This is a genomic window from Pseudomonas sp., from assembly GCF_030147005.1.
Classification (GTDB): domain Bacteria; phylum Pseudomonadota; class Gammaproteobacteria; order Pseudomonadales; family Pseudomonadaceae; genus Aquipseudomonas.
Genome location: NZ_JASLAW010000141.1, coordinates 19,823 through 42,907, shown reverse-complemented (window position 1 = coordinate 42,907; position 23,085 = coordinate 19,823). Strand labels below are relative to the sequence as shown.

Here is a 23,085-nt window from a genome sequence, read left to right as displayed (position 1 = left end):
CTACAGGTACACCACCTCCAGGGTGGCAGACCCGTCCATGTGCACCTCGTTTGCCACTTCCAGCGTATCGAGCGGGGCGATGACCACCTCAAGGCTGGCGGTGGCACTGAGGTTTTGCATGGGGGCGGGGCCGTGAGTGCTGCCGGCGCTGGCGTTGAAGCCGAGGTAGCGCTGGGCGTCGATGGCGATCCGGCCGGTGGTTGCGCTGCTCCATGGCCCGGCGCTGGTGGCTGAGTCGGTGCGGTACACCTGGGTCAATGCATCGGCGGTGGTGCGCGCGGGGTCGAACGTCAACTGATAGCGGCCGATTTTCTGCCCTCGTGCATCCAGGCCAACGCCAAAGTGGGTGCTGTCGGCAGGCCCTGTGGCCGAGCCCTGGCGGTTGTCCAGCAGGCGCAGGGCAAAGGCGGTGGGGGCATCGCAACTGACGTTGACCACCAATGGGCGGGCGGGCAGATGGGTTTCCTGGCGATGATGCACATCCATCGCCGACAACTTGCCGAACGCAACGGTGCCACCGTTGGACAGGCTTGGCGTACAGGCGGCCGGAGCGAAGCGCGCTTGCAGGCGCAGCTCGCGGGAACGGCCGCTGGCAGGGGCGTCGAACACACCGCTGGCGTCCCAGGTGACTGCATCGGTTACCCGCACTGCGGCCTCACGCGCCCAGGCACTGGCCAGCAGTTGCAATGACAGGCTGCGCCCGGTCATGGGCACTCCGTTGCGCATTGGCGTCACGAGGTGTCCAGGGCGCCAGTCCAGAACAGTGCTGACCGTCACGGGAGGTTGGCCGCTGCCGGCCAGCAAGCCCAGTTCGACGGCCTGGCCGTCCACCGTCGCATCGCTCGCCTGCAGGCGATAACTGCCGCGCTCGGTCAGTTGAAAGCGCTGCGCGTTTGCCGCCAAGGCGCGGTAAAACAGGCTCAGGTCGGAGGGCTGCGCGCAATTGAACGTCAGGCTCAAACGTCGCTCGCCCAGCAGCCTTTCCGGCATGGGCAATCGGGCGACGGTGCGGTTCATCTGGCCAAAATCGAGCAGCGACTCACTCAGGTTGAGTTGGCATTCCTCGGTGCCCCAGGCGTCGGCGCCCAGCAGCAGGGTCAGGCACAGCATTGCGGGTGTGTAACCCATGGCGATCGTCCTCATGGCAGGCACCGGGCGGGTGCGGTTTCGTAATACACCTCGGGGTCGCCCCGTTCCGGCAGCGAATACTCCAGGCGGCATGCTGCATCGCCGGGGGCTTTGATCCACAGGCCGCGCTGCTCGAGGACATCAGGCAGGAACACCTGGCTGCCTTCCTGTACCAGGGTCACGAATTCACCGTCGGCGGTGCTGACGGTCGCCCCGCGTGGCAGTGGCCGGCCGTTGTCGGCGGTTACAGTCAGCAGTGCGCGGCGGGTGAGGACTACGCCGAATTGCACCTTGTCCACCGCGCCCCGACCGGCCGAGACCACGGCCAGGCCGTTGCTGATATCGGCATTGCGCGGCAACGAACGGGTGTGCACTTGCACCGGGCTGCGTCCGTACGCACTGAGCTGCGGCACCACGGCCTGGCCTTGCCAGTCGGTCCATACCGGGCCGCTCGGGGTGTTGACTTTGATACCGGCCATGCCGCCCACCGACATCAGCGCAAAGGTGTCGCGCACCGTGTACGGCGAGAAGGTAACGCCGTCGCCATGCACCACCACGCCGCCGCGTGCGCCGCCTTGGTAACTGCTGCGATGGCTGTCGGAGCGTGTGTAGTTGAGGTCCAGCTGGGTGTAGTAGGGCAGGGCCGAAACGCCGATGGTCGATTCCGTGACGCGGTCGCGGCCGTCGCGCTCCACGTCGACGCGGTAACTGAGCTGGTCGTTGAGCGGCTCGCTCACGCCGACCCCCATGCGGTAGTCACTGCCGGAGCGTCGCGCCCAGGCTCGGCCGCGCCGGCTCTCGCCCAAGGGCAGGCTGAGGTTCAGGTACAGGCTGTTGTCGCCCTGGTCACGCCCGCCCATCTGCCATTGGGCACTGGCGGAAATCGACACACCGCCGACGCTCTTGCCCCAGGACGCCAATGCGCGGCTACCGCTGTAGCCGTCATACGAAGACGAACGCGAGAACCCGGCACTGAACGCTCCGAGCCAGGGGTGTGCCCAAGAGGTGCTCACGCTTTGCTGGTCGCGATAATGCGAGCGCTGCTGTTCGCTGGTTCGAGGGGGGTAGGTCGACTCCTCCAGGTTGCGGTAGCCCAGCGAGCGCCAGGAGCCCGCGGTGGTGATCGACCAACGCTCGGTCAGGCGCTGGGACCATGACAGGTCGGTCTGCACACCCTGCTCGGCGCCGTCTCGGTTGGCCTGGGCGGCCTGTACGCCGAACTGCAGTTGGCTGTCTTGCCTGGGCAGCCAGCTCAGGTTCAGGCCCGTCGAGCGGTAATCCTCGGCCATCAGCGCGCCCACGGCCACGCTTACCTGAGGGTGCAGGGCGCCGCTCCAGCCGCCGCTGACCACCCAGGGTTCGGCGCCTTCGCTGGCGCCGACCTGGCGCAGGCGCCCGGCGGCCAGCGAATAACCCGGTGCGGGCAAGCCCAGGCCGAGCATGGCGGCCGGCACGCTGAAGCGGCGCTCTTCGCCGTTGGTTTCGCGCACCGTGACGTCGACGTCCGAGCGGCTGTTCAGGCGGCGCACATCGGTCAGCGAAAACGGCCCGGCCGGCACCACGGTGGAGTGGATCAGCGTGCCGTTCTGGCGCACCTCCACCTGGGCAGGGCTATTGGCGATACCGCTGATGGTCGCGCCCTGGCGCTGGTCCTGCAGGGCAGTTTCGGTCAGCACTTGGGCACCGGTGATTTGCGATCCCGCCAGCACCGGGTTGTAGAGGTTGATTTGCCCGGCTTGCAGCACCGCCTGTTGGGCTGCAAAGGTGCGCTGAGCGTAGGCGTCCAGGTGGGTGGTGCTGGAGCGCCCGCCCTGCCAGGTTTTCACCTGGCGGCTGCGCACGATCCAATCACCGGCATTGAAGCCGACTTCGGTATTGGCCGAGCCGAAGCGATTGCTGCTGCCTTCGTACTGGTTGTGCAAACCGGTCAGGTCGTAGTTGAGCAGGCCGGCCACGCCTCCGGTCTGGTAGCCGGACATGTCCTTGGCCGTCGGCCGCAACGCGTCGGTCGGCACCACCAGTGCCAGGCTCAGGCTGGCGGGGTCTTGCTCGATCACGGTTTGCGGGTACGCCTCGACAAAGGGCTGGCAGTCAGCGCTTGCGGCGGACATCACCAGGTTGCCCGCGTCCAGCAGCGTGCGGTCGAAGCACAGCTCGCCGCGCTGATCGAACAGCACCTGCACCCGACCGCGCCGCTGGCCGTTGACGCTCAGGCTGACCGCATGCCGGCCGGCCGTAAAACGCGGGGCTTGCAGCAACAGGAGGGCCAGCTCCGGGTCGATACCGCGACGTGACAGGGTCTGCGGGTCAAAGGTGCCGCCCGGCAAGCCGTCGTCCGCGATGGCCGGCAAGGTATTCCCCAAGGTCAATGCCAGCCCGGCCAGGAATGTGCGGGAACGGTGAGATGAAATGCCGGGCAGGGCGGCGCCGTCGCGATCAGTCATTGCTGTGCTCACAGGATCGAACTCAGTGCCCGGACGCGTGCGCGCCCCGGCTTCTTACAGGGTGATGGGCGCGTCGTAGGGCGCCACGGCAAAGCCGTAGACTGTGGCGGGCTGCAGGCGCACGGTGGTGCCTGTTGCAGTGGTGGCGGTGACCGTCAGGGTTTCACCCGGCAACACATAGGTGCGCGGCAGTAAGGCCGAGCCCGTGCCAGGTAACAGCTGCAGCTCCTGCGCCAGGCGCACCACATACGGCGTGGGGTTATGCACACTTAGCTGGTTGTTCTTCAGGCGCCAGGCCAGCCCGGTCCAGGGCGTGCGGTTCATCGCCAGGCCCTTGGGATGCACAATCACCGGCAGGTTCTGGCGCACCGTGACGCCCACCTGGGCGTGCCCGGCCTGGCTGCTCGGGCGGCGTTGGGGCAGGCCTTCGAAGACCACGCGTTTCAAGCGCTGGGTGACCAGGGGCTTGGGCGATTGCAGGATAAAGCGGATCAACTGGCTTTTGGACGGCTCGACCCTGGCCAAGGGCGGAGTGACGAACAGCAGAGGCTCGGTGTCTTCAGGGATGTCCTGGAGAGTGACATGCAGCAGCGCCAGTTTGCCGTCGGTGTTGGTGACGGACACCGAGGCTTCGCCTTCGGCCTCGTGGACGATCACCACCGACGTGTCCGGCACCATGCCATCGGCCACGGCCTGTGCGCCGAGCAACCAAGCCAGTGCGCCGATGGCAAGGGGGGTGGGAAACGTCGGCATGGTTACAGGTACCTCAGGTCGATCACGATGGAGCCGTCCAACGGCACGTTCTGGTTGAGGGTCAGGTAAGTGGCGGCGTTGATCGACGTATTGATTTGCAAGGATGCTTTCAATTCACTGTGGGCCTCGGGCACCAGCGTGCCGGGTTTGGCGAAGCCCATGTAAGTGTCGGGGTACGCATTGGTTTCCGGGAACCAGGTCTGGCCCTGGTTGCTGGAGGCCAGGACCAGCATGCGCTCACCGTCGGACGTAACGTTGCGGTAGGCCAGGGCCACCGTGCCCAGGCGTTCGGTGGGGTTATGCACGTTATGGCCCAGGCCGTAATAAAAGCCGGGGCCCAGGGAAGAGTCCGCGCGGTTATCGATCCCCACCAGCACAAACAGCACCGCTTCGTTGCAGTCCACGTTCAGCTCCAGGGTTTGGCTGGGCAGCGCGGTGTATTCGTATTGGTTGAGGGTTCGCGCCGGGATCTCGCCGTGGTTGACGATGCCACTTTCGGACAGTGTCAGCGTGCAGGCGCTGGGGGTAATGGTGCCGGTTACCGTGACGTCAGCCGTGGACGCGCAAAGGGCGGGGGTTGCCGTCAAGCAGAGACCGAATGTCATCAAGCGGCGTGTGAGCATGTTCATGGGAGGGCGGGGGGACCGTAGTGGACAGGTTGAGGGCAACGCACGAGCCGATGGGCCGTGCGCTGCCTGGCTGGGCGTTACAGGTACTTGACGGTGAGCGTGACGGAGCCGTCGATGCTGACTTCGTTGGTCAGGGTCAGCTGGTTGGCGGGGGCTATCTGCGGTTCGACATAGAGGTCCGCGCTGAACGCTTGCACGGGGATCGGCGCGATCGTGCTGGCGTTGGCCACCGAGAGAATGTTGTCGCGCATCAGGAAGCGCTCCAGAAACCAGGTCGAGCCGCCATCGTAAGAGCCGATTGTCCTGGCTTGCACGGTGTCGGCTATCGGTGCGAGCAGCCGCAGCGTCATGTTGCCCAGCTTTTCGCTGCCGTTGATCAGGCCCAGGCCGAATTCCATGGTGTCGTTGTTGTTGTCCGAACCTTCGCGATTGTCCTTGGCTTCAATCGCCATCAGGGTCGCCGCGTCGCAGGTGACGGTGAGTTGCAACGTCTTGGCGGGCAGTGAAGTAGGGGTGTCGACATTCAGATCCTTGGCGGAGATCTTTTCGTAATCGACCTTGCCGCCACTGGACAGTTGCGGCGTGCAGGAACTGGGCGTGATCACACCTGTCACGGTCAAGGTGGTGCTGGACGCGGCGAAAGCCTGGCCGGCAGTGGCCAGCAAGGTAGTGGCGAGCAGGGTGTTGAGGGTCTTGTTCATGGGGGCTCCGGAAGTGGAATGGCTAGGAAAAAGGCGGTTTACCAGTACTTGATCTGCAAGGTGGCTTGCCCGTCGATAGGCACCTCGTCCATCAGCGGCAGTTGGTCGGTCGGCACGATGACGGTGACGGCGAGCAAGATGGCGTTCAGGTGCTTCAGGACGATCGGGATATTGGGCATGCCCGGCGCCGCAAAGGCTGTCAGCGCGGCGTGCCCCAGGTAGTCGGAGGTCTCCCAACTGGCGCCGCCGTCGCGGGACACAATGGTGGTCACGGCCACCTCGTCTGCCACGGGTTCGAACACACCGAAGGCCACGCTGCCGAGCATCTGCTCGTCGTCGATCGTGCCCAGGCCGTGCAATGCCGGATCGATCGCTGAGCTGCCGGCGCGGTTATCCAGCGCAATCAGGGTGAATAAAGTCGGTGCCTCGCAATGCACTTCCAGAGTCATCTGTGCCAATTGCAGGGTAGTGGGCGTGTCCTTGGAGAGTTCGTTGGCCGACAACCGGCCGTGGTCTACCACACCGCCCTTGGACAGCTCTGCGCTGCAGGCGCCAGGCGTGATAACCCCGGTGACACTCAGGTCGGTCGTGCTGGCGGCGAACACGCTGGGTGCACCAGCGGCCAGCACGAGCGCCAGGATGGCCGAGGAGAGTCTCTGCATGGTCACAAATCCTTGTGGGCCGTGTGAATAAAAGTTGCTGCCCTGACAAGTCCAATTGCACTTGCAAGTCAGGATTAATCCGCAGGGCAGGGCACGCGTGGTCCTGGAACCAGACATTGACGTGAGTTCAAAACGGGGTGGGGGTTTGCGCATCTGTCTGGAGCGATAACAAGGCTATCGGCGAGGCTGAACAGGCGGAATGCAACAATTACGATTATGGGAAGCTTCCAGAAACTTCCATGCCGGCCGATAAGAAAGAGCCTGGCCAGTAGGGAAAGAGCGAATGTCGTAGTTGTTGTATCGCCGGATATCACTCATTCGGATATTTTTTCAGCTCAATATTTATATCTTCTTTGTCAAAAGAGTGGGTATTAAGTCAGGAAGCCCAGGCGCGCGGGTGTATTTCTGGCGAGTCGATTGCTCTGCACGAGGTCACTGTGTGCCGGATTTCCCCTCAGACCGTGGGCATTCATCCCTGCCACGCGGCAAGGCCGTTTCCGCAAGTTGGCAACAAGCAAAGGTGCTGGTGGTTGATGACCACAATGCTTATCGACTATTGATGAGCGCGTTATTGGATAAGCTGGGCGTGGCCAGTGAGGCCGTGGGTAATGGTCAGTTAGCCCTTGAGGCATTGGCGGCGCAGCACTTTGATCTGGTAATCAGTGACTGCCGAATGCCGGTGCTGGACGGGTACGCCTTGACGCGCGAGTTGCGCCGCCGCAAAGCCGATATACCGGTGATTGCCCTGACCACGGGCCTGGGGCCCGAACAGATAACTCAATGCCTGGAAGCCGGCATGGATGGCTGGCTGCTCAAGCCCGTCGGCCTTGAACAGTTGCGCGACGTGCTGTCGCACTGGTTAGCGGGCCCGCAGGGGCGTCCACTTCAGCCCTGGTCATCGGCGAGGGGTGCTTTGCACCGCTCCCGGGGGCCGACTCGGGCGGATCTGATCACTCTCTTCGGTTCCTGGGAAGCTCTGGCACCGCTGCTGCACACCTTGCAGAGCGAGGCGCGGGAAGATCTGCAATGGCTGGAGCAGGCGCAAATCAGCCAGGACGTTCTCTTGGCGACCCAGCGTTTGCATCGCCTGGTGGGCAGCCTGGTGTTCCTGGGCGCTGGCGACCTGGAGCGCCAGGGCATGGCGCTGATCGAGAACATTCATAAGGCAGGCGTGGCACAAAACAGGCGGGCGCTGCTACGTTTTCGGCGAAGGATCGACAGTTACCTGATGCACCTCGCCAGCCTTTGATGGGCGTTTGAAGTGTTGGGATTGGTCATTTCCAAGTAATGAATTTCTGTAGGATTTTTCTGTTTATTTTGTAGGTGGTTGCCGTGTGCCGGTAAACACGGGCGATGCCTCCAAAGTGCATGTTAGTGGGCGGTTGTTACGAACTACTACCCGATGTATTTTGATTTGACTCAAATTGCCATCATGGAAGTAATCAATGCTTCGCATAATTATTGCTGACGACCACCCTATTGTCCGTGTAGGACAAAAAGTGGTGGTTGAGGCGAGTGGACGATGCAAGGTCGTGGGGGAGGCGAACGGTCCGGATGAGTTGCTGGCCCTGCTCAACGACCTCCCCTGTGATGTGATCGTCACCGACTTTGCCATGCCCGGCGATCAACAGGCCGATGGGTATGGGCTGTTGGGTTTATTGCAGCGTCAGTACCCCCATATACCGGTGATTCTGGTCACCATGTTTGCGAGTATCACCACCCTGCGTGAGGCGTTCGCTCACGGCGCGCGGGCGGTGGTGGCCAAGAGTGCCTCGGCGCGGGAGCTGCCGCAGGCGCTCACGACCGTCAGCGCCGGTCGCCAGTTCGTCAGTGAGGCCTTGCGTGCCCAATTGGACCTGGTCGGCCCGACGCAACTGACTCAGGTGCCGCAACTTTCCGGCAAGGAGCGCGAAGTGGTGCGCATGCTCGCAAGTGGCATGACCGTCAGCCAGATTGCCGCCCGGGTCAATCGCAGTATTTCCACCATCAGCAAACAGAAAAGTACGGCGATGAACCGGTTATGTATTTCCACCGATGTGGACCTGTTTGCGTATGCAAGGGAAAGCGGCATGGTGCCCTGACGTTACAGACTATTAGTTGGTTATATGCACTGTTGTGACGGCGCCTGCTTTTGTATTAGTTGCAGGGGCGGCAGTGCGCAGTGAAGTTAATCTTTGCACTTGCTTTCGGTGCCTGTAATAAGCCGAGTTGCGTAATAACTTCTGCTCACTGGTGCGTCGAATTGCTGCGTGTATTCAATACACAGATGAATCGCGTGCAGCCTACGAATTTAAACTAGCGAACTATTCACTCCCTGTGCGCACGCGTATTTCGCCGATTGACGAAGAGATCCTCATGCACGGCAACGCCAGCCTGGACGTCGTCTACCTATAACCTGAACGGGTATCGCCTGATTCCCTGGCCCGATAGCCATGGATTTCCCGCGTGGCGGGGACTATCGTTCAGCCTCTTTGACTATCGTGCGAAATCTGCCCATGCGTGACGCCCATAACGCCCTGATCACCGAGTTCTACAGCGCTTTCCAACGCCTGGACGCCGACGCCATGGCCGCGTGCTACACCGATGACGTGGTGTTCAGCGACCCGGCCTTCGGCGAACTGCGTGGCCGGGACGCCGGCGACATGTGGCGCATGCTTACCACCCGCGCCAAGGACTTCTCCCTGACCTTCGACAGCGTGCGCAGCGATGACACCCGCGGCAGTGCCCATTGGGTGGCAACCTACCTGTTCAGCGCGACCGGCAATACGGTGGTCAATGATATCCAGGCACGTTTTGTGTTCCGCGACGGCAAGATCTGCGAGCATCACGACAGCTTCGACCTGTGGCGCTGGTCGCGGCAGGCGTTGGGCACCAAGGGCCTGTTGCTGGGCTGGACGCCGCTGGTAAAAAACGCCGTGCGTGCCCAGGCGCGCAAAGGTTTGAAGGCATTCCAGGCCAGTCGTTGATAAGCTTGGCGTTTCTTTGCAGCGCTGAATCCGTCCGTGAACACGCCTGAACCCAAACCCTGGTTCGTCTACCTGGTACGCGCCGCCAATGGTTCGCTTTATTGCGGCATCAGCAATGACCCGGTGCGCCGGTTTGCCTCGCACCAAAGTGGCAAGGGCGCGCGGTTCTTCCTGTCGAGCCCGGCCGTTGCACTGGTCTACACCGAACAATGCGCGAGCAAAGGCGAGGCGCTGCGCCAGGAGCGCTTGATCAAGAAGCTGAAGAAGAGCGCCAAGGAATGCCTGGCGGCCAGTGGTTCATCGAGCTGACGGGCGTCACCCTAAACAAAATATTTGCATCGGCAGGTGAGGTAAACCCCCCGGCCATCCGTGTAGTGCATGAAACTGCGATCAGTTCGCATTAACAGCGTTTTCTACACGGGTGCTCACAGCATGAAATCGACGGCGGGCGGTTGGGTCAAACAGTGGCTGGGAGCCTCGGTATTAGCGGTGTCTGGGCTGGCGTTGCCGCCCCTTGCCGTGGCGCAGGCACAGGAGCAACCAAGCGCCCGGTTCAACTTTGCCCTGGCAGCCAAGTCGCTGCCCCAGGCCCTGAGCGATTTCAGCCGCGTTACCGGGATCAGCGTGATCTACACCGATGAAGCGCCCTACGGCTTCAATGCCCCGGCGGTCAGCGGCCAGATGAGCGCGACCCAGGCGCTGCAACGCCTGCTGGGGAATTCCGGGTTCACCTTTCGCCAGATCGATGCGCATACCCTGGCCCTGGAGCCCGTGCCCGGCGACGGCGCGCTCAACCTCGGCGCCACCACCATCAGCGCCGCGAACCTGATCCAGGACAACGCCAGCTACCAGCCGCCGCCGACCAGCTCGGTGATGCGCTCCCATGGCTTGCTGCTGGAAACCCCGCAGACCGTCAACGTGGTGCCAGCCCAAGTCATGCGCGATCAACAGCCGCGTAACCTGGACGACGCCCTGGGCAACGTCAGCGGCATTACCCAGGCCAACACCCTCGGCAGCACCCAGGACGCTGTGATGCTGCGCGGCTTCGGCGACAACCGTAACGGTTCGATCATGCGCGACGGCATGCCGGTGGTGCAGGGCCGTTCGCTGAACGCTACCGCCGAGCGTGTGGAAGTACTCAAGGGGCCGGCTTCGTTGTTGTACGGCATTCAGGACCCGGGCGGCGTGGTGAATATCGTCAGCAAAAAGCCTGAACTGGCCCAGTCAACCGCGCTGACCGCGCGGGCCTCGACCTTCGGCAGCGGCAAGAACGGCAGCGGCGGCAACCTCGACACCACCGGGCCCCTGGGTGATTCGGGCCTGGCCTATCGCTTGATTGTCGATCATGAGGACGAGGATTACTGGCGCAACTTCGGCACTCACCGCGAGACTCTGGTGGCGCCGTCCCTGGCCTGGTACGGCGACACCACCCAAGTGGTGGCCGCCTATGAACACCGCGAATTTCTCGCGCCGTTCGACCGAGGCACCGCCATCGACCCCAAAACCAACCACCCGTTGAATATCCCGGCCACCCGGCGCCTGGATGAACCGTTCAACAACATGCAAGGCCGCTCCGACCTCTACCGTCTGACCGTCGACCACGACCTGAGCGACGATTGGAAAGCGCACTTCGGCTATAGCTGGAACCGCGAAACCTACGATGCCAGCCAAGTGCGCGTGGTCAAGGTCAACACCAACGGCACCCTGACCCGCAGCATGGATGGCACCCAGGGCGCGCTGACTACCGACCGCTTCGCCACCGCCAGCCTTGAAGGCAAGGTCGATGTGGCGGGTATGCAGCACGACCTGGTGTTCGGCCTGGACGATGAGTACCGCAAGATCTATCGCGCCGACCTGATTCGCCAGGCGCCCCGTGGCACCTTCGACTACAACAACCCGGTGTACGGCAATGAAGTGGCGGGCTCCAAGGTGAGTGCGCCGGACAGCAACCAGACCGACCTGCTGCGCAGCGATTCGCTGTTCTTCCAGGACGCGATTCACCTTAACGATCAATGGATCCTGGTGGGCGGGGCGCGCTACCAAATGTACGACCAGTTCGCCGGCAAGGGTGTGCCATTCACGGCCAATACCGACGGCAATGGCCAGAAGTGGGTGCCGCGTGCCGGGCTGGTGTACCGCTACACCGATGAACTGTCGTTCTACGGCAGCTACACCGAGTCGTTCAAACCCAACTCCACCATCGCACCGCTGGCCAACAAGAGCGTACTCGAGGGCAGCCTGGACCCTGAAGAATCCAAGGCGTGGGAGCTGGGCACCAAGTTCGACATGCCGGGGCGCATCACTGCGAGCGCGGCGCTGTTCAACATCGATAAACGCAATGTGCTGGTGCAGGTCGGCGACGGTTTGACCTCGGTCTACAGCGTGGCGGGCAAAGTGCGTTCCCGTGGCCTGGAAGTCGACGCCACCGGCCAGTTGACCGATAAGTGGAGCCTGATCGGCAGCTACGCCTACACCGATGCCGAGGTCACCGAAGACCCGAGCCTCAAAGGCAACCGCCTGCAAAACGTGGCAAAAAATACCGGCTCATTGTCGGCGGTGTATGACTTTGGCAGCCTGCTCGGCGGCGACCAGTTGCGTGTCGGCGCCGGGGCACGCTATGTGGGCGAGCGGGCAGGGGATGCGGCCAACAGCTTTGAGCTGCCGAGCTACACCGTGGCGGATGTGTTCGCCACTTATGACACCAGGCTGGAGGGGCAGAAGGTTAAGTTTCAGCTTAATGTGAAGAACCTGTTTGACCGCACCTACTACACCTCTTCGGTGAACACACAGTTCGTGTCCATCGGCGATGCGCGGCAAGTGTCGGTGTCCAGTACGCTTGCGTTCTGATCTGCCATTGCCTATCGGAGCGAGCAAGCTCGCTCCCACAGTGGTAGCGTTGCGGCCATTGATGGCTTTGCAGGAACGGGACACCGATGCACTTAGGAAGATGGCTACACACCAGCACTCTGCTGGTCGGCTTGAGCTTTTTACTGGGCGGCTGCGCCAGCGTTTCGCAGACCTCCACCCCCGCGACCCTCGACACGCTGTTGGCCGACCCGGCGCTGCACGGTGCCACCGTCTCGCTGATGGTGCGCGACGCCCGCAGCGGCAGCACGCTTTACCAGCACAACCCGCGAACGCGGTTGGTGCCGGCTTCCAATCTCAAGCTGCTGACCACTGCGGCGGCGATGGATGTGCTGGGCCCGCAATACCGCTTCGCCACGCAACTGTTGAGCAATGGCATCCGCCAGGGCGATCGCCTTACCGGCAATCTCTACCTGCGCGGCCTGGGCGATCCCACCATTCAGTACGCCGACTATCAGGCGCTGGCGGCGCAACTGGCCAGCCAGGGCGTACGCCAGGTGCAGGGTGACCTGGTGTTTGACGACACCTGGTTTGACGCCGAACGCTTGGGCGTCGATTGGTCCCACGACGACGAAACCACCTACTACGGTGCGCAGATTTCGGCATTGACCGTGTCGCCCAATACCGATTTCGATGCGGGCAGTGTGCTGGTCACGGCCAAGGCCCCGGCGCGGGTCGGCCAGGCGGTGAGCGTCGATATCTATCCGCCCACCGACTACCTGCAACTGAGCAACCGCGCCGTCAGCGGGCCAGGCAACAGCTATGGAATCAACCGCCGCCATGGCACCAACCTGTTGCAGCTCAGCGGCGCCGTTGCGCCGGGCCGGCAAAGCCGGCAATTGGTCAGCGTGTGGGAGCCGACGCAACTGGTGGCCAACCTGTTTGAACAAGCCCTGGCGCAACAGGGCATCACGGTACTGGGCCGTCGGGTGATAGGCGGGGCGAGCCCGGCGGCGGTAACGGTGCTGGCCGAACACCAATCTGCACCGTTGCAAGCGTTGATCGTGCCGCTGCTCAAACTCTCCAACAACAACATGTCCGAAGCCTTGCTCAAGGCCATGGGCCGCCAGACCGCCAATAGCGGCACGGCGGCGGCGGGCGTGCTGGCCGTGGACGGTTTTCTCAAGCGCCAGGGGTTGGATACCGCAGCGTTGAGCCAGGTGGACGGCTCCGGGCTGTCGCGACGTAACCTGGTCTCGGCGCAAACCTTTACCGACCTGCTGCTGGCTGCGGGCAAGCAACCGTGGTTCGACGCCTGGTACAACGCGTTGCCGATTGCAGGCAACAGCGACCGCATGAGCGGTGGCAGCCTGCGCTACCGCCTGCGCGACACACCGGCGCAGAACAACCTGCACGCCAAGACCGGCTCGATGGGCGGCGTGTCGTCCCTGAGTGGTTATGTCACCGATGCCCACGGGCGCCGGCTGGCATTTTCCATGCTGACCAACAACTACGTAGTTGCCGGCGCGCAGGTCAAGGCGCTGGAAAACCGCGTGGCGGTGGCGCTGTCCGGCTGGGACGATTGATCAGGCCTGATAGCCCATGCGCCAACTCACCGCCTGGGTCGCCGCCAGCAAGCGCTTCGCCGCCGGGCCGTCTTCATCGGCGTGGAACAGCGAGGTGGGGCCTACCACGGTCATCACTGCGGCCACTTGCCCGGTGGCGTTGAACACCGGCGCTGATAAAGCGTCCACGCCGGGCATCAGCAAGCCATGCACAAAGTGCAGACCACGGCTGCGGATCTGTTCGCAGAGGGTGGCGTAGGCTGAGTCGTCCGCCAACGCGTGGGCGATGCCGGCCTGGATCTCACGCTCACGCAACTCCACGGTTTCCCGCGCCGGCAGGAAGGCGCTGAATACCAGCCCGGTGGACGAGCTCAATAACGGCAATACTGACCCCAGCTGTGTCACCACCGTGACGGCGCGCACCGCCGGCTCGATCTGCACGACGGTTGCGCCCTGGTTGCCCCACACCGCCAGAAAGCAGGTTTCATTCAGCTCATCGCGCAACTCCGCCAGCGGCATCGCGCCGACCTTCAATACATCCATGCTGCCCAGCGCCGCCAAGCCTACGCGCAATGCTTCGCGCCCCAGGCCGTAATGGTTGGTGGCGGTGTTCTGTTCGGCGAAGCCCGACGCGATCAGCGCCTGCAAATAGCGATGTACCTTGCTCGCGGGCATCTGCACATGTTCGGCCAGGCGCGACAGCGACGTGGAGGGGGACAGTTGCGCCAGGGCCTTGAGGATATCGGTGCCCACCTCGGCCGAGCGGACTTTCTGTTTACCGGTGTCGCGGGGCTTTTCCATGGGGGAGCGAGAATCCGAAAGATGAATGGGCGTCTTTATAGCTTGACGCTCGATAGTGATCAAATTACGTTGTGCGTAACTGGATTACGATAAAAACAACTGACCCAGAGGATGCTCCATGAACCTCGAATACTTGTCGGGCTTTGGCAACGAATTTGCCAGCGAAGCCTTGCCTGGCGCGCTGCCCGTTGGCCAGAACTCGCCGCAAAAAGCGCCTTACGGGCTGTACACCGAACTGTTCTCCGGCACCGCGTTCACCATGGCGCGCAGCGAAGCTCGGCGTACCTGGCTGTACCGCATCCAGCCATCGGCCAATCACCCGGCCTTTATCAAGCTGGAGCGGCAATTGGCCGGCGGGCCACTGGGCGCGGTGACGCCGAACCGCTTGCGTTGGAACCCGCTGGACGTTCCAAGTGAGCCGACTGACTTTATCGACGGGCTCGTAGGGATGGTGGCCAACTCCGGGTCGCAAACCCCGTCGGGTATCAGCATTTACCACTACCGCACCAATCGGTCGATGGAGCGGGTGTTTTTCAATGCCGACGGCGAACTGTTGATCGTGCCCGAACAGGGCCGTTTGCGTATCGCCACCGAACTGGGCGTGCTGGACGTCGAGCCGCTGGAGATTGTGGTACTGCCACGCGGGCTCAAATTCCGCGTCGAACTGCTTGACGCCCAGGCACGCGGTTACGTCGCCGAAAACCACGGCGCGCCGCTGCGCCTGCCGGATCTGGGCCCTATCGGCAGCAATGGCCTGGCCAACCCGCGTGATTTCCTCACGCCGGTCGCCCATTACGAAGACCTCAAGCGACCGACCACACTGGTGCAGAAATTTCTCGGCGAACTGTGGGCCTGCGAGCTCGACCATTCGCCGCTGAACGTGGTGGCCTGGCACGGCAACAACGTGCCGTACAAATACGACCTGCGCCGCTTCAACACCCTCGGCACGGTGAGCTTCGATCACCCGGACCCGTCGATCTTCACCGTCCTGACCTCGCCCACCAGCGTGCATGGCCTGGCCAACCTCGACTTCGTAATCTTCCCGCCACGCTGGATGGTGGCCGAGAACACCTTCCGGCCGCCGTGGTTCCACCGCAACCTGATGAACGAATACATGGGCCTGATTCAGGGCGCCTACGATGCCAAGGCCGAAGGCTTCCTGCCCGGCGGCGCTTCGCTGCACAGCTGCATGAGTGCCCATGGCCCGGATGGCGAAACCTGTACCAAGGCAATCAACGCCGAGCTGGCGCCGCACAAGATCGACAACACCATGGCCTTCATGTTCGAGACCAGCCAAGTGCTGCGCCCCACACAATTCGCCTTGCAATGCCCGCAATTGCAACCTGCTTACGACGCGTGCTGGGCCGCGCTGCCCGCCACCTTCAACCCGAATCGGAGATAACCCATGACTCAACCAACGCATACCCGCAGCTGGGTGGCTTCGGCCAACGGTCACGCGGACTTCCCCCTGCAAAACCTGCCGCTGGGGGTGTTCAGCATCAATGGCTCGGCGCCGCGCAGCGGCGTGGCGATTGGCGACGCGATCCTCGACCTGCACGCCGCGCTGGATGAATTTGACGGTGAAGCCCGGCGCGCGGTGGAAGCCACCGCCGGCGGCCAATTGAATGCCTTTTTCGAACTCGGCCGCGGCCCCCGCGTGGCCCTGCGCGAACGCCTGCTGGAGCTGCTTGCCGAAGGCAGCAAGCTGCAAACCCGTGAGGCGCAGGTGTTGCACCGAGCCGTCGATTGCCAGATGCACCTGCCTGCCAGGATCAACGACTACACCGACTTCTATGTGGGTATCGAGCACGCGCAGAACGTCGGAAAATTGTTCCGTCCCGACAACCCACTGTTGCCCAACTACAAGTACGTGCCGATTGGCTACCACGGCCGCGCCTCGACCATTCGTCCATCAGGCACCGAAGTGCGTCGTCCTAAAGGGCAGACCTTGCCCGCCGGCAAGACCGAGCCAACGTTCGGCCCCTGCGCACGCCTGGACTATGAGTTGGAACTGGGTATCTGGATCGGCCAGGGCAATGCCATGGGCGACGCGATTGCCATTGACGACGCGGCCGACCATATCGCCGGCTTCTGCCTGCTCAACGATTGGTCGGCGCGGGATATCCAGGCCTGGGAATACCAGCCGCTCGGGCCATTCCTGTCCAAGAGCTTCATCACCAGCATCTCGCCATGGGTGGTCACGGCCGAAGCGCTGGAGCCGTTCCGCAAGGCGCAGCCAGCGCGGCCTGAAGGCGATCCGCAGCCGTTGCCGTACCTGCTGGACCCTCGCGATCAGAAGGCCGGCGCCTTCGACATCGAGCTTGAAGTGCTGCTGACCACCGCATCGATGCGTGAACAGAACTTGCCGGCCCATCGCCTGACCCTGAGCAACACCCAACATATGTATTGGACCGTGGCGCAAATGGTGGCGCACCACAGCGTCAACGGCTGCCAGTTGCAGGCCGGCGACCTGTTTGGTTCGGGCACGTTGTCGGGGCCGCAGCCGGGGCAATTCGGCAGCCTGCTGGAGATCACCGAAGGCGGCAAACACCCGATCGAACTGGCCTCCGGCGAGGTGCGTAAATTCCTCGAAGACGGCGATGAAATCATCCTGCGTGCCCGTTGCAACCGCGAAGGCTTCGCCTCCATCGGTTTCGGTGAATGCCGCGGCACCGTGGTCGCCGCACGCTGAGAGGGCAGGCTCATGGAACTCTACACCTACTACCGTTCTACCGCGTCGTATCGGGTGCGCATCGCCCTGGCGCTCAAGGGCCTGGATTTCGCGGCGGTGCCGGTCAATCTGCTGGTGCCGGCGGGTGGCGCCAACCGCCAACCCGAGTACCTGGCGATCAACCCGCAAGGGCGCGTGCCCGCCTTGCGGACGGATCAAGGTGAACTGCTGATCCAGTCACAGGCGATCGTCGAGTACCTGGAGGAACGTTATCCACAGGTGCCGCTGCTTTCCAAAGACCTGACGGCGCGTGCCCGTGAACGCGCCGTGGCCTCGATCATTGCCTGTGATATTCACCCGTTGCATAACTCCAGCACGCAGAACTTGTTGCGTAAGTGGGGGCACGATGAGGCGCAGTTGCTTGACTGGATCGCCCATTGGATCAGCCAGGGCCTGGGCGCGGTGGAGCAGTTGATTGGCGATGACGGCTATTGCTTCGGCGAGCAACCGGGCATGGCCGATGCGTTTCTGATTCCGCAGTTATATGCGGCCGAGCGTTTCAAGGTGCCGTTGGCGGCGTACCCGCGCATCGGCCGAGTAGCGGCGTTGGCGGCGCAGCATCCGGCGTTTGTGCAGGCCCATCCTGCCAATCAGCCTGACACGCCCTAAGGCTCCACCTTGATCTGTGCCACGACAATAAAAATTAAAGGTACCTTGCGATGCACAATCAGATTGCCAGCTTTCGCGCGGCACTCGACGCCCGTCCGGTGTCGCGCTACCAGTGGTTGATTCTTCTGTTGCTGGCGTTGCTGCTGGTGACCGACGGCTACGACGCCCAGGTGCTGGGCTATGTGGTGCCGGCACTGGCCAAGGACTGGGGGCTGGAAAAAGCGGCGTTCGGGCCGGTGTTCAGCGCCAACCTGCTCGGCCTGACATTGGGCTCGCTGTTGGTGACGCCGCTGGCGGACCGGTTCGGTGTGCGGCGCATCCTGCTGGGCTGTGTGTTGATTTACGCGAGCCTCACGGTGCTGATGGTATTTGCCAATTCATTGACCACCTTGATGGCCGCACGCTTTATCTGCGGCATCGGCATGGGCGGGGCGATGCCCAGCGCCATGGCCTTGATGTCGGAATATTCGCCGCCACGCATGCGCACCTTTATGGTGACCCTGGCTGCCTGCGGCTTCTCGTTCGGCGGCGCGGCGGGTGGTTTTGTGGCCGCCGGGTTCATCGACGGCTTTGGCTGGCAGGCAGTGTTTCTGGCGGGGGGCGTTACGCCGTTGCTGCTGTTCCCGTTCCTGCTTTGGTTGCTGCCCGAATCGCTGCCACGTCTGCTGCGCGATGCGCCGCCTTATCTGCGGTTGCGCAGCGTCACGGCGCGCATGTTGCCCGATTGGCAACCGCCGCCTGCGAGCGAAGACGAAAACCGCCACGAGCAGGGCAGCCCGCTGACGGTGCTGGAGCTGTTCCGTAATGGCTATGCCCGCCCGACGTTGCTGATCTGGGCGACCTTTTTTGTCAGCCTGATCCTGTTGTATTTCATGATCAGTTGGCTGCCTTCGCTATTGCTTGAAAGCGGGCTGGCGCTGAACCAAGCCAACCTGGTGACCTCGATGTTCCTGTTCGCCGGCACCTTGGGCGCAATTGGCATGGCCTGGTTTGCCGACCGGCTTAAAAGCAAGGTGCGCCTGCTGTCCGGTGTGCTGGCAGCGGCTGCGGTGTGCACTGTGCTGCTGGGCCTGAATCATGACAATCCGCGTTATCTGGTGGCCTGCGTATTCGCCGCCGGGTTCTGCATCATCGGCGGGCAACTGACCCTAAACGCCTTTGCCAGTAATTTCTACCCGGCGCAGGTGCGCGCTACCGGTACGGGGTGGGCGCTGGGTGTCGGGCGCTTCGGGTCAATCCTGGGGCCGTTGTTCGGCAGCATGCTGCTGGCGATGCATATCCCGGTGCAGCAGATTTTCTTTTTCTGTGCGATTCCCGCAGTGATTGCAGCGTTGTTGATTATTCAAGTGCGCTCGCCGTTGGCCCTTCTGAAGGTGCCTTAATGCACGACGCAGTTGGGCGGCAGATGGCCGAGTCGCTCGGTCAGGCGCAGGCGCTGGATCGGGTCTTCGCTGAGCATCAACGCATGTTCCAGGTCAAAGCGCTCGGCGCTCGGGCAGTCAAGGCGCTGATACAGGCTGGCACGTGCCAGGTAATCGGCGGCGCTGGCATTGCCCAACTCCAGCACGCGCTCGGCGTCCACCAGGGCGGCCAGCGGTTCGTCGTTGGCCAGGTACAGCTGGCGCAGGTTGCGCGACAAGCGCTGCAGGATTGAACGTGGCTCGGCGGTATGCAGGTGCTCGGCCTGCAATTTCAGATTCGGCCCGTATTGGCGGTGCAACAGCTCGCGACAGTCGTTGGGGTACAGGCGTCGTCCGCCGCACGGGTCCAACAGGTGATCGGCACCGGGCACCCGCAACAGGAAGTGGCCGGGGAAATTTACCCCCACCAAGGGAATATCCAGGCGCCGCGCCATTTCCAGCGCGACCAGGCCCAAGGCCAAGGGTTGCCCGCGCTTGCGCTGCAGCACCTTGTCCAGCAACGCGGCGGCGGGGCGTAACGGAGTGAAATCATCCTGGGCAAACCCCAGGCCGTTCATGCCGCGCAGCAGCGGCTGGCCAAGTTCAACGGCTGGAAGCACAGGCATGCCCAGGCTGAGCTGTTGTTGCAACAGGCTCAGGTCCTGCAGGATCAGCAACGGCTGCACAGCGGCGTCGTGTTCGGCGGCAATCCACAGCGCGGCTTCGAACAGCGCAGGGGGTGAACGGTCCAGGCAGGCGAAAAAGGCTTTGCGGGGATTCATTGCATTCTCCGGCGGATGTCCTCGTTTTAGCCCTGCTATGGATTTTCGTCCAGTGCCTTAAGACATATCCCACTCGCTTATGTCATATAGCCCACAAAACCGGGCGGTTTATTCCAGTGCAGTTCAGCACTTTTCTGACGCATGCCTATACTTGGGCCACTACCAGAAGTGATTCGGGAGCACGACGATGTTTGCGCTCATGCACGGCACCCGCCTGGAATCGCTGCACCTGAGCGTCGACCCGGCGACTGGGTTGAAGGCGATCATCGCCATCCATAACAGTCGCCTGGGCTCCGCCTTGGGCGGCTGCCGCTACCTTGCCTATCCCGACGATGAAACGGCCATGGCCGACGCGGCGCGCCTGGCCCAGGGCATGAGCTATAAAGCCGCCCTGGCCGGCCTGCCGGTGGGGGGCGGCGCGGCGGTGATCTTGCGCCCAGCCCATGTGGAGAGCCGTGCGGCACTGTTTGAAGCCTTTGGTCGTTGCGTCGAGCAACTCGGTGGGCGCTACATCACCGCCATCGACAGCGGCACCTCGGTCGCCGACATGGATTGCATCGCCCAACATTCCCGCTTCGTCACCAGCACCAGCGCCGCCGGCGACCCGGCGCCCCACGCCGCCATGGGGGTATTCACCGGCATCCGCAGCACCGCCATGGCCCGCCTGGGCAGTGACAACCTCGAAGGCCTGCGCGTGGCGGTGCAGGGCTTGGGCAACGTCGGTTATGCCCTGGCCGAACAGCTGCACGCGGCGGGCGCCGAACTGCTGGTCAGCGACATCGACCACGGCAAGGTGCAACTGGCCATGGAACAACTGGGCGCGCACCCCATCGCCAACGACGCCTTGCTCAGCACGCCCTGCGACATCCTTGCGCCGTGCGGCCTGGGCGCGGTATTCAACCGCCAGAGCGTGGGCCAACTGCGCTGCGCCGCCGTGGCCGGTTCCGCCAGTGCCCAGCTGACCCACCTGGACATCGCCGACCAACTGGAAGGGCGCGGCATTCTCTATGCGCCGGACTACGTGATCAATTCCGGCGGGCTGATCTACGTGGCGCTCAAACACAGCGGCGCCGAGCTGCCAAGCATCACCGCGCATCTGTCCAACATCGGCAAGCGCCTGACCGAAATCTACGCCCACGCCCAAGCGGAAAAACGCTCCCCGGCGCGGGTCGCGGACGAACTCGCCGAGCGCTTGCTCTACCAATAATCGGGCATTAAAAAGGCCCTGAATCCATGATTCAGGGCCTGTTCAATTCGGGCTTTATTCCGCCGCCACGTTCAGCAACTCGGACAGCGCGTCCGGTTGGCTCTTGAACGCCTTGGCAAATACATCGCGGTTCTTCGCCATGTAAATCCCCGCTTCTTCCACCTGCTGCTCGCTCAGGGATGGCACGGCTTTTTGCAACACTTCTGCCAGCAACTCAGCGAGTTCAAGCATTTTGTCATGAGCGTCAGCTTCGGCTTTATTCATGAATAAACGATCCAGATCTCGGCTGCTGCGGTATACCACTTCGACGGCCATTCACCACCTCACATGCCTTCACGATAGTTGTCTTTTGCGACTACTGTATTTATATACAGCTAAAAGCATAAGCCAAACGCCGGGGTTTGGATAGTAGGTTTTTAATGTAGTTGGGAAATGGGGGTTTGCTACACCGGAAATGCGTATAGCACGCCGAGGTTGCTGAGTTGATCCTACGGTGACTTGCCTTTCATGCTTGAGGCCCCAAGACACCTTTGCCGAATGCGTCGGATGTGGCGAGCGAGCGAGCTTGCTCGCGCTGGGCTGCGCGGCAGCCCCAATTCAGGCAAAGGAGTGCTACCAGAAAAAAACACCGTGACAGGCTCTCGGGGCGCTTCGCACCCCAGCGGGAGCAAGCTCCCTCGCCACACAGGCGGCGTTCATATGAAAAGTGAGGGTCTGAAACTCTTCAAAGCATGGAGGACCCTTCGTCTACGACCAATGGTTTAGAGCCAAGGCGCAAGTAGCCCTGGATGACCGTCGCCCAGGCACCCCCCATGAAAAAAGTCATGAGCGAGATGAAAGCGCTCATCGAGTTGAAACTTTTACTCATCAGGCCGATTAAGTGCCTAATGTCAGTCCGCCACCCTCTCACTACCTGCCGCTGGCCTTTTTCCTGCAAGCAGAACAACCGTCACCTTCACCCCGCATTATCCGGTCGAGTCGACCTAAGGAAGCAACATCGTGAAAATCAACTGGGCCGAAAGGCTGCGCCAGCAAGTGCATGGGCTGGCCGAGTCGCTGGGCAATCTGTTTGTGGAGTCGTTCCATTACCTGGCGCTGTTCGCCATTGGTGCAGTGACCGCCTGGGCGGCGGTGATGGAGTTTCTGGGGATGCTGGAGAACGGGCACATCAAGATCGATGACATCTTGCTGCTGTTCATCTACCTGGAATTGGGCGCGATGGTCGGGATTTACTTCAAGACTAACCACATGCCGGTGCGCTTTCTGATCTACGTCGCGATCACCGCGTTGACGCGGCTGCTGATCTCCAACGTGTCCCATCACAACCCGCCAGACGTGGGCATTATCTACCTGTGCGGTGGGATTTTGCTGTTGGCCTTTGCGATTCTGGTGGTGCGCTATGCGTCGTCGACATTTCCGTCGGTGAAGGTCGAAGGCCCGCGTCGCAAGGGCGAGGCGAGCCTGGAGACCGAGAAGGGCGAGCTTTAAAGCCCGACGCTGAACGGTAGAGTACGGGCGGGCGGTCGCTGCAACAGCGTGTGATTGTCCCCATCCGTCATCACCGCCAGGATTTCCATGGCGCTATGACCCTTTTCAATAGCGATGCCGAACTGGATGCTTTGCACCAGGCGCTTGAGTCGTTGCGGGTCGTTGCGTTGTTCGGCGCTGATCATGCGTTTGGCCACTACGCCGGTGTCATCCGAGAGGGTGAGCATAATGCTGCCGTCCAGCCGCTGGATGCTCAGGTTGACGCGGTATTGCGGGCTGAAGGTGTCGGTGATGATCTGAAAAGGGTTGTCCATGGTGCGTTACCGCCTGATAAGAACATGCAGTCATTGACGACCGGTGTCGGGAATAGTTCGCGTTGCCTGACCACCGGCCAAATTCCGTTTTCCTCATAAC

Annotated in this window: 22 protein-coding genes and 1 pseudogene; 13 read left to right on the top strand and 10 right to left on the bottom strand. The window is 62.4% G+C overall.

The window, feature by feature from the left end; genetic code table 11:
- The 6 genes from Q1V60_RS13090 to Q1V60_RS13065 all read right to left on the bottom strand — a co-directional run bounded on the left by Q1V60_RS13090 (position 1) and on the right by Q1V60_RS13065 (position 6,317).
- The gene (locus Q1V60_RS13090) at positions 1-1,128 is read right to left on the bottom strand and encodes a DUF1120 domain-containing protein (RefSeq protein ID WP_300630954.1); all 1,128 of its coding nucleotides are present in this window, start codon (positions 1,126-1,128) and stop codon (positions 1-3) included.
- 11 nt (positions 1,129-1,139) lie between these two features.
- Positions 1,140-3,572 carry a fimbria/pilus outer membrane usher protein gene (locus Q1V60_RS13085; RefSeq protein ID WP_300630952.1) on the bottom strand — a complete coding sequence of 811 codons (2,433 nt, stop codon included), beginning with the start codon at positions 3,570-3,572 and terminating at the stop codon, positions 1,140-1,142.
- A gap of 54 nt (positions 3,573-3,626) precedes the next feature.
- On the bottom strand, positions 3,627-4,325 hold the full coding sequence (locus tag Q1V60_RS13080; protein ID WP_300630950.1) for a fimbria/pilus chaperone family protein: 699 nt from the start codon (positions 4,323-4,325) through the stop codon (positions 3,627-3,629).
- Positions 4,326-4,327: 2 nt separating this feature from the next.
- Complete coding sequence (locus Q1V60_RS13075; protein ID WP_300630948.1) at positions 4,328-4,954, bottom strand: DUF1120 domain-containing protein; 627 nt, start codon at positions 4,952-4,954, stop codon at positions 4,328-4,330.
- 77 nt (positions 4,955-5,031) lie between these two features.
- Positions 5,032-5,655: a DUF1120 domain-containing protein gene (locus tag Q1V60_RS13070; protein ID WP_300630947.1), complete on the bottom strand. Its 624-nt coding sequence runs from the start codon at positions 5,653-5,655 to the stop codon at positions 5,032-5,034.
- 38 nt (positions 5,656-5,693) lie between these two features.
- Entirely contained in the window at positions 5,694-6,317 is a 624-nt protein-coding gene (locus tag Q1V60_RS13065; protein ID WP_300630945.1) for a DUF1120 domain-containing protein, read from the bottom strand.
- Positions 6,318-6,756: 439 nt separating this feature from the next.
- On the opposite strand from Q1V60_RS13065, the gene Q1V60_RS13060 reads away from it, so the two are divergent.
- The 6 genes from Q1V60_RS13060 (at position 6,757) to dacB (ending at position 13,674) form a co-directional block, all read left to right on the top strand.
- Entirely contained in the window at positions 6,757-7,566 is an 810-nt protein-coding gene (locus Q1V60_RS13060) for a response regulator (RefSeq protein ID WP_300630978.1), read from the top strand.
- A gap of 196 nt (positions 7,567-7,762) precedes the next feature.
- Positions 7,763-8,398, top strand: a complete 636-nt coding sequence (locus Q1V60_RS13055; RefSeq protein ID WP_300630943.1) for a response regulator transcription factor — start codon at positions 7,763-7,765, stop codon at positions 8,396-8,398.
- A 414-nt stretch (positions 8,399-8,812) separates the two neighbouring features.
- Complete coding sequence (locus Q1V60_RS13050; protein ID WP_300630941.1) at positions 8,813-9,283, top strand: nuclear transport factor 2 family protein; 471 nt, start codon at positions 8,813-8,815, stop codon at positions 9,281-9,283.
- A gap of 36 nt (positions 9,284-9,319) precedes the next feature.
- Positions 9,320-9,592 (top strand): GIY-YIG nuclease family protein, encoded by a 273-nt coding sequence (locus Q1V60_RS13045; protein ID WP_300630939.1) that lies wholly within the window; start codon positions 9,320-9,322, stop codon positions 9,590-9,592.
- A 123-nt stretch (positions 9,593-9,715) separates the two neighbouring features.
- Complete coding sequence (locus tag Q1V60_RS13040) at positions 9,716-12,130, top strand: TonB-dependent receptor (protein WP_300630937.1); 2,415 nt, start codon at positions 9,716-9,718, stop codon at positions 12,128-12,130.
- An 86-nt stretch (positions 12,131-12,216) separates the two neighbouring features.
- Positions 12,217-13,674: a D-alanyl-D-alanine carboxypeptidase/D-alanyl-D-alanine-endopeptidase gene (dacB, locus tag Q1V60_RS13035; RefSeq protein ID WP_300630935.1), complete on the top strand. Its 1,458-nt coding sequence runs from the start codon at positions 12,217-12,219 to the stop codon at positions 13,672-13,674.
- On the opposite strand, the gene Q1V60_RS13030 is transcribed toward dacB, so the two are convergent.
- Complete coding sequence (locus Q1V60_RS13030) at positions 13,675-14,454, bottom strand: IclR family transcriptional regulator (protein WP_300630933.1); 780 nt, start codon at positions 14,452-14,454, stop codon at positions 13,675-13,677.
- Positions 14,455-14,572: 118 nt separating this feature from the next.
- Between Q1V60_RS13030 and hmgA the strand changes: the two genes are divergently transcribed.
- The 4 genes from hmgA to Q1V60_RS13010 are packed head-to-tail and all read left to right on the top strand — an operon-like array spanning position 14,573 to position 19,176.
- Positions 14,573-15,856 (top strand): homogentisate 1,2-dioxygenase, encoded by a 1,284-nt coding sequence (gene hmgA / locus Q1V60_RS13025; protein ID WP_300630931.1) that lies wholly within the window; start codon positions 14,573-14,575, stop codon positions 15,854-15,856.
- A gap of 3 nt (positions 15,857-15,859) precedes the next feature.
- Positions 15,860-17,146, top strand: coding sequence for a fumarylacetoacetase (gene fahA / locus Q1V60_RS13020; protein ID WP_300630929.1), 1,287 nt, complete (start codon positions 15,860-15,862; stop codon positions 17,144-17,146).
- A gap of 12 nt (positions 17,147-17,158) precedes the next feature.
- Positions 17,159-17,794: a maleylacetoacetate isomerase gene (maiA, locus tag Q1V60_RS13015; RefSeq protein WP_300630927.1), complete on the top strand. Its 636-nt coding sequence runs from the start codon at positions 17,159-17,161 to the stop codon at positions 17,792-17,794.
- A 50-nt stretch (positions 17,795-17,844) separates the two neighbouring features.
- Positions 17,845-19,176, top strand: a complete 1,332-nt coding sequence (locus Q1V60_RS13010; protein ID WP_300630925.1) for an aromatic acid/H+ symport family MFS transporter — start codon at positions 17,845-17,847, stop codon at positions 19,174-19,176.
- Here the strand turns inward: Q1V60_RS13010 and Q1V60_RS13005 are convergent.
- Complete coding sequence (locus tag Q1V60_RS13005; protein WP_300630923.1) at positions 19,173-19,976, bottom strand: transglutaminase family protein; 804 nt, start codon at positions 19,974-19,976, stop codon at positions 19,173-19,175. The genes Q1V60_RS13010 and Q1V60_RS13005 overlap by 4 nt on opposite strands.
- A 187-nt stretch (positions 19,977-20,163) precedes the next feature.
- On the opposite strand from Q1V60_RS13005, the gene Q1V60_RS13000 reads away from it, so the two are divergent.
- Entirely contained in the window at positions 20,164-21,183 is a 1,020-nt protein-coding gene (locus Q1V60_RS13000; RefSeq protein WP_300630921.1) for a Glu/Leu/Phe/Val dehydrogenase dimerization domain-containing protein, read from the top strand.
- A 54-nt stretch (positions 21,184-21,237) separates the two neighbouring features.
- On the opposite strand, the gene Q1V60_RS12995 is transcribed toward Q1V60_RS13000, so the two are convergent.
- The gene (locus Q1V60_RS12995) at positions 21,238-21,498 is read right to left on the bottom strand and encodes a YebG family protein (protein ID WP_300630919.1); all 261 of its coding nucleotides are present in this window, start codon (positions 21,496-21,498) and stop codon (positions 21,238-21,240) included.
- A 463-nt stretch (positions 21,499-21,961) separates the two neighbouring features.
- On the opposite strand from Q1V60_RS12995, the pseudogene Q1V60_RS24955 reads away from it, so the two are divergent.
- Together Q1V60_RS24955 and Q1V60_RS12990 are read left to right on the top strand one after the other, a co-directional pair.
- Positions 21,962-22,063, top strand: a pseudogene (locus Q1V60_RS24955) (hypothetical protein); the annotation flags it as partial.
- Between the two features lie 119 nt (positions 22,064-22,182).
- Positions 22,183-22,671, top strand: coding sequence for a phosphate-starvation-inducible PsiE family protein (locus Q1V60_RS12990; protein WP_300630917.1), 489 nt, complete (start codon positions 22,183-22,185; stop codon positions 22,669-22,671).
- Here Q1V60_RS12990 and Q1V60_RS12985 read toward each other — a convergent pair.
- Entirely contained in the window at positions 22,668-22,985 is a 318-nt protein-coding gene (locus Q1V60_RS12985) for a DUF3509 domain-containing protein (RefSeq protein ID WP_300630915.1), read from the bottom strand. The two genes, Q1V60_RS12990 and Q1V60_RS12985, sit on opposite strands and share 4 nt — an antisense overlap.
- Between the last annotated feature and the right edge of the window lie 100 nt (positions 22,986-23,085).